Source organism: Acinetobacter legionensis, assembly GCF_048551735.1.
In the GTDB taxonomy this organism is placed as follows: domain Bacteria; phylum Pseudomonadota; class Gammaproteobacteria; order Pseudomonadales; family Moraxellaceae; genus Acinetobacter.
In genome coordinates this window covers 128,869-139,383 of sequence record NZ_JBIMBV010000014.1, presented here as the reverse complement: position 1 = coordinate 139,383, position 10,515 = coordinate 128,869, and the positions used below count along the sequence as shown (strand labels likewise).

At 33.5% G+C, this 10,515-nt stretch carries 13 protein-coding genes; 7 read left to right on the top strand and 6 right to left on the bottom strand.

The features are described 5' to 3' along the window. Both ACG9ZL_RS14020 and ACG9ZL_RS14015 read left to right on the top strand, forming a co-directional pair. A partial coding sequence (locus ACG9ZL_RS14020) for a zonular occludens toxin domain-containing protein (protein ID WP_419360469.1) occupies positions 1-289 on the top strand: 289 nt, incomplete at its 5' end. Positions 290-300: 11 nt separating this feature from the next. Beyond that, the gene (locus ACG9ZL_RS14015; RefSeq protein WP_419360468.1) at positions 301-630 is read left to right on the top strand and encodes a hypothetical protein; all 330 of its coding nucleotides are present in this window, start codon (positions 301-303) and stop codon (positions 628-630) included. Between the two features lie 911 nt (positions 631-1,541). Here the strand turns inward: ACG9ZL_RS14015 and ACG9ZL_RS14010 are convergent. The 3 genes from ACG9ZL_RS14010 to ACG9ZL_RS14000 are packed head-to-tail and all read right to left on the bottom strand — an operon-like array spanning position 1,542 to position 3,087. Beyond that, positions 1,542-1,844, bottom strand: a complete 303-nt coding sequence (locus ACG9ZL_RS14010; protein WP_419360466.1) for a hypothetical protein — start codon at positions 1,842-1,844, stop codon at positions 1,542-1,544. A gap of 15 nt (positions 1,845-1,859) precedes the next feature. Further along, complete coding sequence (locus ACG9ZL_RS14005) at positions 1,860-2,843, bottom strand: phage/plasmid replication protein, II/X family (protein ID WP_419360465.1); 984 nt, start codon at positions 2,841-2,843, stop codon at positions 1,860-1,862. Then, a complete protein-coding gene (locus ACG9ZL_RS14000; RefSeq protein WP_419360464.1) occupies positions 2,794-3,087 on the bottom strand; it encodes a phage/plasmid replication domain-containing protein in 294 nt (97 codons plus the stop codon). Before ACG9ZL_RS14000 ends, ACG9ZL_RS14005 begins: the two co-directional genes overlap by 50 nt. Before the next feature lie 131 nt (positions 3,088-3,218). Here ACG9ZL_RS14000 and ACG9ZL_RS13995 point away from each other — a divergent pair, with 131 nt between their 5' ends. After that, entirely contained in the window at positions 3,219-3,413 is a 195-nt protein-coding gene (locus ACG9ZL_RS13995) for a hypothetical protein (RefSeq protein ID WP_419360462.1), read from the top strand. Positions 3,414-3,855: 442 nt separating this feature from the next. On the opposite strand, the gene ACG9ZL_RS13990 is transcribed toward ACG9ZL_RS13995, so the two are convergent. Then, positions 3,856-4,755 (bottom strand): LysR family transcriptional regulator, encoded by a 900-nt coding sequence (locus ACG9ZL_RS13990; RefSeq protein ID WP_336951132.1) that lies wholly within the window; start codon positions 4,753-4,755, stop codon positions 3,856-3,858. Positions 4,756-4,854: 99 nt separating this feature from the next. On the opposite strand from ACG9ZL_RS13990, the gene ACG9ZL_RS13985 reads away from it, so the two are divergent. Together ACG9ZL_RS13985 and ACG9ZL_RS13980 are read left to right on the top strand one after the other, a co-directional pair. After that, the gene (locus tag ACG9ZL_RS13985) at positions 4,855-5,295 is read left to right on the top strand and encodes a CidA/LrgA family protein (protein ID WP_419328894.1); all 441 of its coding nucleotides are present in this window, start codon (positions 4,855-4,857) and stop codon (positions 5,293-5,295) included. Then, positions 5,295-5,990 (top strand): LrgB family protein, encoded by a 696-nt coding sequence (locus tag ACG9ZL_RS13980; protein ID WP_419328893.1) that lies wholly within the window; start codon positions 5,295-5,297, stop codon positions 5,988-5,990. Before ACG9ZL_RS13985 ends, ACG9ZL_RS13980 begins: the two co-directional genes overlap by 1 nt. Before the next feature lie 54 nt (positions 5,991-6,044). Here ACG9ZL_RS13980 and ACG9ZL_RS13975 read toward each other — a convergent pair whose 3' ends face one another. Together ACG9ZL_RS13975 and ACG9ZL_RS13970 are read right to left on the bottom strand one after the other, a co-directional pair. Next, a complete protein-coding gene (locus tag ACG9ZL_RS13975) occupies positions 6,045-7,208 on the bottom strand; it encodes an MFS transporter (protein ID WP_419328892.1) in 1,164 nt (387 codons plus the stop codon). Positions 7,209-7,913: 705 nt separating this feature from the next. Further along, entirely contained in the window at positions 7,914-8,168 is a 255-nt protein-coding gene (locus ACG9ZL_RS13970; RefSeq protein WP_419360460.1) for a copper chaperone, read from the bottom strand. A 131-nt stretch (positions 8,169-8,299) separates the two neighbouring features. Here ACG9ZL_RS13970 and ACG9ZL_RS13965 point away from each other — a divergent pair, with 131 nt between their 5' ends. Together ACG9ZL_RS13965 and ACG9ZL_RS13960 are read left to right on the top strand one after the other, a co-directional pair. Further along, positions 8,300-8,890 carry a multicopper oxidase domain-containing protein gene (locus ACG9ZL_RS13965; RefSeq protein ID WP_419360458.1) on the top strand — a complete coding sequence of 197 codons (591 nt, stop codon included), beginning with the start codon at positions 8,300-8,302 and terminating at the stop codon, positions 8,888-8,890. Positions 8,891-9,277: 387 nt separating this feature from the next. After that, the gene (locus ACG9ZL_RS13960) at positions 9,278-10,471 is read left to right on the top strand and encodes a benzoate/H(+) symporter BenE family transporter (RefSeq protein ID WP_419360456.1); all 1,194 of its coding nucleotides are present in this window, start codon (positions 9,278-9,280) and stop codon (positions 10,469-10,471) included. The last annotated feature ends 44 nt before the right edge of the window (positions 10,472-10,515 follow it).

Sequence of the window (10,515 nt, the reverse complement as noted above, 5' to 3'; positions counted from 1 at the left end):
GTCTTTTTTACCTAACACTTTCAAAGTCATTCCTGATTCTGATTGGACGCTTATAAATCAATCTGCATACATTATCTATGACGGTTGTGAATATCTTTATTACTTTACAGCTCTTTCCAAACTTACAGATCATAGACTTCAAGCCTTACTCACACATAGACATCTTGGACATGACATAGTTTTTATATTTCAACATGAGAAATTTGCACATCCACTTATTCGTGAAGTATCTGAACTTGTTTATCTTCATGATCATTACTATTCTCGTCGTTCATTCAGTGATTTATAGGGGTTTTAATTATGCATACATTATCACCACAAGACTTAAAAGCCTTACAAGATTTCGTATTAATTAGTGCTTTTATGTTATCTGTATTTGGGTTCATTACTTTGCATTTTATATATGTAATCCTTGATAGATTTGTATTTAAGCGAATACGTTTGCCTAAAAAAATTAAAACTCAATATGGTTACTTATTTAGAACATACTCAGGTATTTATGTTCGTGAAGATGAATTGGATGATATTAATGATGATTATTTGTTTAAGAATAAAGAACGTGCTATACGATTACTTGAATACAGGCTTAAACGTTTAAAAGATCAACCTGATTCACTAGATTCACATTGAAAATGTACAAGTCTTTTCACAAAAAAGACTTGTCGAAATGATACACAAAGAATTGATTTATATATAAAACGTCATGTCTATGACGCTTAGATTTATGACTATAAATCGTCACAAACAACATTCGATCATTGACCCTCTGACTACATTTTTATTGCTATTTCACTGAAATAGCAATCTATAATATGCGGGTAACGATGCACAAAATATGATCATAATAGGGCAGTTTTAAATGGAAGAATATCTAATTGAAATAATGGCAGGCTGGATTATTTTGGTCGCTTTGTCTTTTTATTTTGTATTTTCTTAGAGGTATTTAAAATGGATTATTGGTTAGGTGTTGGCATTCTAGTTGTTGTACTTCTTTATTATGGTGTTAAATATTTATATAGATCAATGCGTGATCAAGTTTAAGAATGACTGGCATTATCTTCCAGCTCCAGATCTTCTCGATTAAAAATTTGCTCCTGACCTGAAATTTTTATTTTATTATTTATCAATAGCTTGTATTTTTACTTGGTTTTTATGATTGGCATAATATTACACAATGAACAATAGGCATGTTTGGAAAACCACGTTTTATAATAGAAATATTGGGGTATTACAAAAGTCAGATTACATATTCATGCGTGATTCACTGGAGCAGTATCTAGATGCAATCAGGGAACTAGACATAGACAATTACGATGAAATAGATCAACTCAAATTATTATTTATAAAATTAGATCATCACATAGACAGACTGAGATAGCGCAGGATTTTGCATAACGAATATTATGTTACTCAAGGTACTCAGCAACGTGAATACAATTATCTAGATTCACGTTGCTGAGCTGTGGCAACAATAGCGTTGTGTAGGCCACAGTCTTAGATATCTTATTTAACATAATATACATTATGCGAAATTGGTATAATTAAGGTTTTGTATCTGTTGGGTTTTTCTTTGGAATTGGCTTGACGCTATAAATCTGCATCTCAGCACCAAACTTTGATTGAGATTCCGTAAACTCAATTTCAACTTCCTGACCATCATCAGCGCATTGTTCTAAAATCGCTTGAATCTGTTCAATTGGCATCATTCCATTAGCAGGCTTTAAATTGTATTTAACTGGTGACAGTACTGTGGTAGATAAATAACAAGTTGGTTCACCTGTCTTTTTGTTCTCACCACGGTAAACTAATGGAAAAACTGTACGTTTGTTAAATGTTACTTGCATGGTTAAAACCTCTCTTTAGGCAACTAAATGTAAACGCTCATTTGGCGTGTATGGTGAAACTGGAATTTGATAATCTGGTGGCAATTGGTCGCACATCTTGAGTTCTAAAAGACGTACAAATGGAATGACCTTGCCGTTAGGGTTTTTATGTAGGTTTTGGAGGTGTGAAAGACTAATGCCACATTCAATCAGGTCATTTTTACGTTTAGAAAAACGTGATTTTGTATGACGAGCTAATACAACTTTCCAACCATATAAACGTAAAGAGTTATAAAACTCCAAAGCGTTATAAGCTCTTACATAACTCGGATTACCTTTCTTGGTGTAAGTAACCAACTTAGATTTAAGTAAATCTTCTAACTGTGCATCAGTTGCAAAATTCATATACTCACCCTCCATTGTCTTAAGGATTGGGTCAAAAGCTACGTGCCAGAGGCGTAGCAGTAAGTCTGGCTGTTGTTTCTGGAACTCTATAAGTTCCCAAATATTTGTTGGGTAACCGTTTTTACTTAAATATGTCTTAGAAATACGACCCTCTAAGCGCACAATCGCATTTGCAAAAGGCAAAGCATCATGCATAGCACATACAAGTGCTTTAGATCGTGAACAACCTTTATCGGCTAGTTTTTGAATTTTATGTAACTGACTTTTTACTTCTTCAAATTTGCCATAAGCCTTAGGGCGTACACTGGCACCATCGTTACCCCAAGAAATATAATTGTTATATTTAATTTCTCTAGCTTTACGATGGCCAGATGAAAGATTAGCCATGTAATCCAAAACAGGTTGAACCATGTTCTGATGAGGCAATCTGATTAGTTGGGTTGTATCTAAACAAGAAAGTTCAGTGTTAGGAACATCAAGAATAGGACCAAGTTTAGGGAAAGCAGCAAGCAACATACCAATCATGTGGTAAGTACCAAGTTCAAGAGATTCAAAGCCGTAAACATTATGACCTTGTAACAATTTTAACGGTGAACCTTTCTTTGATCTCAACATAAGGCGGTGTATTCATTGTGCTTGTATAAAACTTAACAGCCATATCAGTAAAATCGCTTGGTAATGACTCATAAGGATGATAAAGCTCCCCTGTTATAGTATTTCCATGGTCATCTTTACTGACATGTCGAGTCGCAGCAGGCACACCATAATCACGAATATCACCGTTAAACCAATAACGATTCTCAAGATTACAAACATGTGTCGGAATGATCGGAATCATTAAGCGCTCAAAGTCTAACATCCTGCCCCAGTGGTATAAAAGTATACCGGTATACCCAACTAACAAAAGAATACATCGGTATACCGGTATACGCAAGGATATTTGTATAAATATGTATACAATAAAATGATTTAATTAATTGGGTTTATCTAATGGCCGAAACAGTAAAGTTAAACAAATGGGAACAGGAAGTGTTAGAAGCTAGACTTAATTACTTGAATAAGAAGTTAATTATGAATGGATTTAAAACAATTAAATCAGAAAGCCAAATAGTTCATAAAATTATAGAAATGACAGTAAACAAAATCGATATTGATCAAAATGGGAATATAAAAATTGTTGATTAAAGGTGAAAAAATAATCAAAATTAAGCCTAAATGATAAAGTTTCTCATCTTCCCTGTAGGCTCCGTTATATATAGCTCACAGCAGGAATTGAAAAAAACTTTGGAAACTCAGGCACACTATTAGATAGCAGTGTGCCCTATCACTTTGCCCTGTCCTTCGCCTCCTCCTTGTCGTACCTCCGCGTCGTCGTTGGCGTCCAGAGCAGACAGAAATCGCATAATGCAGATTGATGTTAAATGCACTGCAATTTTCGCAAAAAAAATGACATTTTCTGGTTGGGAAAATGCCATTTTTATAAGTTGCAGTGCAAGTAACATAATCTTGGTATATTATGCGAAATCAAATAAACTAATGAATTGATATACATAATTTTAATACTTAAAAAAATAAGCCTTAGTCACATTAGGCTCAATTTATTAAGACTTTAAAGCTATCAATTAATCTAAAAATGAATTTTATCTCGATGCATTTCTACAATCATTAACCAAGCTTTGGTTGCTGGACTCATTGCTACAGTCGTATTCCAAGCCATACTCAATGTCCAATGTAATTTAGGCTCATTAAGGATTGCTGAACAAAACTTCCCCTGATCTAGCTGATCACAATAAATTTTGGGTAATATAGCGATCCCCATATTAAACTCCACCATTTTGGTGATAAAGTCCCACTGGCTACTTTTACATACGACTTTTGGTTCAAAACCTACAGAATTTGCAGCCTGTATAATCATCTTATTTAATGTAAAAGAATCAGCGTAAAGTAAAAAAGTTTCTTCTTTAAGTTCATGCAAATTTACTGAATCTCGTTGATTCCAGTGTGAATTTTTCTTTGCTAATAAACACATTGGTGAATCTATCACAGGAATTGCCGCAAAACTTGGCCTTAAATTACCGAGTAAAATTCCAACATCAATACTTTTATCAGCAATTGCTTCCTCAATACCATTGGCACCGACTTCTAAGAATTTCAATTGAATATCGGGATGATTTTGGTGAAATAAAGCAATTAAAGGACTAAGTAATACCGAACCTAGTGGTGGTAAGCCTATGGTTAATTTACCTTTTTTTAACTGCTGTACTTGATTTATATTATCAAATATTTGCTTTTGTTCATTTAAGATATTTAAAGCATGTTGATAAATTAATTCACCAATATAAGTAAGCACAACTTCCCTTTTTCTTCCAGCTTCACCTTTTTTAAACAAAGCTATACCAAGTTCTTCTTCTAAATGTTTAATTGATTTACTGATTGTAGGCTGTGACATAAACAAACGATCAGCAGCCAAAGTAAAACTTTCACAATTGACAATTTCTACAAAAATTTTAAGATTTTTAATGTCCATTAATTATTCCAAAAACGCATAATTATGATTTAATTATTCATAATATGATGTGATGTTTGCAACTAAAATAACTCATCTTTTTAAAATATCTGCAATAAAATGTCTACGAGTACTCAAAGCCATCAAATTTCATCAATCTATAAAGTCACATTGCAAATTGGGCTTTTAATTTTGATTTGGTGGATTGGTTCAATCATTCAAAAACAATTTAATTTACCTATTTCGGCAGCTGTGATTGGCTTATTTATGGTTTTGATTGGGCTCATGACAGGTATTTTTAAGTTAAATTGGATTAAATCAGGCTCAGATTTCATTCTAGGTGAATTGGTACTATTTTTTATTCCTTGTTTTATCGGGTTAATGAAATATAAAAACCTATTTATGACTGAGGGTTGGCAACTGATTGTGGTGGTTGTACTGGGTACAATTTGTGTGATGGTATTTACTGCTTATAGTGTGCATATAGGTTTTAAACTAGAGCGGAAGTTGAAACAACGTCATGTTCATAAAACCGTACATGTATTACAGGGAGATAAATAATGTCTGCCATTTCAATATTTTGCCTAGTGATCACATTAGTTGCGTATGTGTTGGTCAAAAAACTTTATCGTAAATTTCCATATTTAATTTTATCTCCAGCAATTTTGGTTCCGATTGTTTTAATCATCATTTTACTGTCAGCACATGTTTCTTATGATGCTTATATGCTTGATAGTCAGTGGATTATCTGGATGTTAGGGCCTGCAACTGTTGCCTTTGCAATCCCAATTTTTGAATATCGCCAAATCATTAAAGAACATCTCATTTCAATTTCAATGGGTGTAGTCATTGGTATGCTTGCTGGAATGATCAGTGCATTCTACCTTGCCAAGTTATTTCATTTTGACCAAACAACAACCTATAGTCTAATGGCTCGTTCAATCTCTACACCATTTGCAATGGAACTAACAACCCATATCGGCGGTTCTGTTGAACTGGTGATTTTATTCACCATGATTACTGGGGTGACTGGTATGTTAATTGGTGATTTGATATTGGGTGGATTAAGACTGAAATCAAGCTTTGCGCAAGGTGCGTCTTTGGGTAATGCAGCACATGGTTTTGGTACAAGTAAAGCTTATATGCGTGATAAAGATGAAGGTGTTATTGCTAGTTTAACCATGGTTTTAGCTGGTATTTTTATGGTATTGGTTGGACCTTTTATTGTACATCTCATTGTCTATTTACTAAATTAATCTGTACAGTATCGATTTGGATGTGCTGAATCTCTTTTCTGCAAAGAGATTCATTTATCTTTGAATCGTTTGTAATGTTTTAGGTAAAAAATTAATCAATAGCAAACCAAGCAATGCTGAAAGTCCAGCAAGGATAAAAATATATTCTCCTGATAATTTTTCCCAATATTGCCCAGCTAAAATACTGCCTGACGCAACACCAAGTCCCCACATGGTACTATATAGCGCTTGTCCTCTGCCCTGTTGTTTGGCTGCAAAGTTCTGCAAAATGACCCGCATTGCAATAATATGAAATAAACCAAAACTAAATGCATGAAACGTTTGAGAAATAAATTGAATAATGAAACTTTCTGAAAATAAACCTGCCAAAATAAATCGAATACTGGTCATGATTAAACAAAGCGCGACTAAGCTTCGCCATGAAAAACGATTTAGGAAGAAATTTGCATAGTTAAACATGATAATTTCAGCAATCACACCAACTGACCATAAAAAGCCAATCTGAGTTGTACTGTAACCAGCAAGCTTTAAATAATTACTATAAAAACTATAAAATGGTGCTTGTGCAAAAAGCATAATAAATTCAATGATAAAAAATGAAAAAACCACAGGTCTTTTTAGGATGGGAAGCAATGGCTCTAATATTTTTTGTGCACTTGGTGCTGCGCTAGGTTCCTTAATCGAAAAGGACCAAATAAAAGCTGTAAATGCAATACATAACAACATCATCGGTAAATATTGAATTGCAATAAATTCTAAAATCGCACCGATACTAAATACGCCAATAATAAATCCAATAGAGCCCCATTTTCTAATTTTTCCATACAATGCTGTATGTTGATTACCCAACCAAAACAGCGTTACACCTTCAAATTGCGCAAGTATGGCATTTTGAAAGAAGCTAAAAATCAACATCAGAAATGCAATTGATTGCATATTGTTGGGAATAATAAAAATCAAAAACCAGATTGTAGCTTCCATCCAGGTTGCCACACGTACCCATAACATTCGTTTGCCCGTTTTGTCTGCGATAAATCCCCAAATAAAGGGTGCAAATATACGGGTTAAAATGGCTATAGAGGACAGTAATCCTATTTCTTGATAATTAAATCCTTGATCTTGAAGATATAAGCTCCAATACGGTAAAAAAGTTCCAACTATTGAATAATACCAAAAGTAGAATCCACTCAGTCTGTATTGGATTGGCATGGCTTGCATATCGTTGCATTCACTTGGATTTTCAAACAGTTAGAAGAATAAAGCGTTGTATAAGTTTGTACTCAAAAGCACTCATCCGTAGTTCAACTGTATACTGCTAAAAAATATTATTTTTTCAAAAACCCATAATACTCTGTTATATATTTAATGTCTTTTAATAAAAATATATTTTGCTTATTTGGTAAAATTACTAGATTCGTAACAGACTCACGAGGCACTAAATTTAACGCAAAACACCTAACACCTTGATAATTGTCAAAGATTGAGCTGTTAATCTCGATATTACTAGACCTACATTTGGGTTGGTTATTGTAAAAAAAGATCATGGATATGCTGCATATATATTTAACAGCCAATAACTCGGAAAAAGAAATTTAGACTTATTATATTGCAAATCATTGTTTTACCTTATAAGTATAGGAAGCTATCAAATTATATTTAGATTAGTTTGTTATGATCGATATTCAAATAATACAGTAAATTAAATCTTAAACAAAAAGTATAATCTGTAAATTAATAAGAATAAATTATGCTCTCTAAGTCTATATTTAGTGATTAAAAAATCAAAATAACAATTTAAAAATATTCGCACCCCCAAATTTCTCTTCGCTTGGGTTGAATTTGTTCCACTAGTAAAAATAAAGTAAATAAAGGCATTATATACATCATTGGCTCCATCCACGCTATACATAACCACGTAAATGGTCAACAAGCTCCTACGCAGTACCAGGCTTTTTTAATTCCAAATTTAAAATTATCAATACCAGACTGAAGCCCAAAAGGATTAATTTTTGCAGGAAGATGACAGCGATTTAGACTGATTTTTTTATATGGAGTTATCTGCCATAGAACTAAAACAACAATAATAAAGCATGCCAATATTATTTGGTTATGTAATAATTCATTTAAATAATGTGTCAAAATTGAGAGTAAAATACCAATAAGTGTCCAAAAAAACATATAGCCGATAAAACAATATTAAACTTAACTTCCTCTTTCTCTTAAAGTTCTTTTTCTGAACATCCTCTACAGATAAAAAAAGTAATGGTCAACAGCTTGATGGTATTACACAAAAACAAATTAAATCTGATTTGGATAATAATTTAATCACGGCTTTTACCCCATTAGATTCTTTACAAAAAATTGAAAGTAGTAATAGCGACATCAAAATAGGTCAACAACAGCTTAATTTTAATATTAGTAAAGTCTTTGGTATAAGTAATGAAAAATTTAACGCTGATTTAGCACTTCCTTATGGCGATAATTTAAACCGCTATTTAACTTTAAATGGGATTGATGAATGGACCTTAACATCTACTCTTGCAGGACATCCTTTCCATATTCATGTGAATCCTTTTCAAATTAAATCCGTATATAAGGTTGATGGTTCAAATAATCGTATAGGTGGAGATATAACTTTAGAGAAAAATACTAATCCTTTATTTAATAGTTTAAATGGCGTATGGAAGGATACTCTTTTTGTTCCAACGGGTTATGAGATTGTGGTCACAACCAAGTATGAAAAATTCACAGGAGACTTTGTATTACACTGTCATATCTTAGATCATGAAGATCAAGGCATGATGCAAAATGTCCGTATTTGTGATCCGAATGATAAAGATTGTAAAACAAGACCATTTGGATCTGTTGTACCTGCAGGACTTCATTCACATGCACATTAAATGTATTCGTTCAGTTCTGATCAGACATAGATCTTGAAAAAGAGAAAGTTACCCATTTTGATAAAGGTGTCGAATCTTAATCAAACAAAGGTAACTTTCTTATGTTTTATATTAACAATCAAACCATCAAGCACAAAGTAGGCTTACTCAATTTAATAACTATTTTGTTCCAGCAAAAACTACTTCTTAAAATCAAATCATAGTAGATAAAACATAATAAAAACCATTCTTAACGCCTTCACCTTTACCAGAGTTAAGTAAAAAGGCAGAAGATAAAGTCATATTAGCAAACTGGTACCTAAAAAAATATTTTAAGTGTATCTTATAGCAATACCACATTAAAAATACACTCTACTACTTCTTTTTTAAATCTTAGGGGTAGAGTTTATGTCTTTTCAACATCATTCTAATGATTTTCTTCCCCCCATTATGGCCGGTTTAATTTCGGTCATCGTTAATTATGGTGGTACCTTTATTTTAATCTTCCAAGCTGCACAGATGGCTGGTCTTAGCCCTGAACTCACTGCCTCATGGGTGTGGTCTATTTCTATTGGGGTTGGTATCACAGGAATATTATTAAGTTGGTATACCTATACCCGAGAACCCATTATCACTGCATGGTCTACGCCTGCCGCTGCATTTTTAATTACGACACTTGTAACTGTGCCATATTCCGAAGCAATTGGAGCATATTTACTTTCTGCACTGGGATTTGTGATCTTGGGAATTACGGGCTATTTTGAAAAATTGATTCGTCTAATTCCAGCGGGTATTGCATCTGGTCTCTTGGCAGGTATTTTATTGCAATTTGGGATTGCAGCCTTTACCAATATGACAATTGATCCTTTTTTGGCGATTTCATTATTTTTGATTTACCTCATCAACAAGCGTTTTTCTGCAAGATTTTCCATTATTAGTGTCTTGATTTTTGGCTTTATTTTCTTACTTTTACAATCACGGATTGATTTCTCTGGATTTGAACTAAAATTAGCCTCGCCTATTTTTACCACACCAACTTTTTCTATAAACTCGATACTGAGTCTTGCCTTACCTTTATTTTTAATTACCTTAACAGGACAATATATGCCAGGTTTACTGGTTCTTAAAAATGATGGTTTTCACACCAATGCTAAACCGATTCTTATCGTGACAGGCTTAGGCTCGTTCCTCATGGCTCCGTTTGGTTCACATGCATTTAATCTTGCTGCGATCACTGCTGCAATTTGCACTGGAAAGGAATCCCACGAAGATCCATCAAAACGCTGGATTTCAGGCATCGCCGCAGGTGTGTTTTATATTTTTGTTGGAATTTTTGGTGTAACGTTAGCAGCTGTCTTTGCAGCGTTTCCAGTCGCTTTTATAAGCACTCTAGCAGGACTTGCATTATTAGGTACAATTGCTGGAAGTCTTGCAAATGCGATGAGTGATATTGATTGCCGAGAAGCCTCACTTATTACCTTTCTCGCAACGACGGCCAATATCAGTTTATTTGGTGTTGGGGGTGCATTTTGGGGTTTGGTTTTAGGTCTAATTTCATATCTAGTACTCAATGGCAAATTCAAAACCAAGACACTTTCTTGACCCTACTGGACTAAAGAACTGGTAGTTTTTATCAAATAATCATT

What these genes read in the sequence shown, in the direction of transcription:
- ACG9ZL_RS14015 (WP_419360468.1), top strand. Translation starts at nt 301, where the DNA reads ATGCATACATTATCACCACAAGACTTAAAAGCCTTACAAGATTTCGTA.
- ACG9ZL_RS14010 (WP_419360466.1), bottom strand. Translation starts at nt 1,844, where the DNA reads ATGCAAGTAACATTTAACAAACGTACAGTTTTTCCATTAGTTTACCGT.
- ACG9ZL_RS14005 (WP_419360465.1), bottom strand. Translation starts at nt 2,843, where the DNA reads ATGTTGAGATCAAAGAAAGGTTCACCGTTAAAATTGTTACAAGGTCAT.
- ACG9ZL_RS14000 (WP_419360464.1), bottom strand. Translation starts at nt 3,087, where the DNA reads ATGTTAGACTTTGAGCGCTTAATGATTCCGATCATTCCGACACATGTT.
- ACG9ZL_RS13995 (WP_419360462.1), top strand. Translation starts at nt 3,219, where the DNA reads ATGGCCGAAACAGTAAAGTTAAACAAATGGGAACAGGAAGTGTTAGAA.
- ACG9ZL_RS13990 (WP_336951132.1), bottom strand. Translation starts at nt 4,755, where the DNA reads ATGGACATTAAAAATCTTAAAATTTTTGTAGAAATTGTCAATTGTGAA.
- ACG9ZL_RS13985 (WP_419328894.1), top strand. Translation starts at nt 4,855, where the DNA reads ATGTCTACGAGTACTCAAAGCCATCAAATTTCATCAATCTATAAAGTC.
- ACG9ZL_RS13980 (WP_419328893.1), top strand. Translation starts at nt 5,295, where the DNA reads ATGTCTGCCATTTCAATATTTTGCCTAGTGATCACATTAGTTGCGTAT.
- ACG9ZL_RS13975 (WP_419328892.1), bottom strand. Translation starts at nt 7,208, where the DNA reads ATGCAAGCCATGCCAATCCAATACAGACTGAGTGGATTCTACTTTTGG.
- ACG9ZL_RS13970 (WP_419360460.1), bottom strand. Translation starts at nt 8,168, where the DNA reads ATGTTTTTTTGGACACTTATTGGTATTTTACTCTCAATTTTGACACAT.
- ACG9ZL_RS13960 (WP_419360456.1), top strand. Translation starts at nt 9,278, where the DNA reads ATGTCTTTTCAACATCATTCTAATGATTTTCTTCCCCCCATTATGGCC.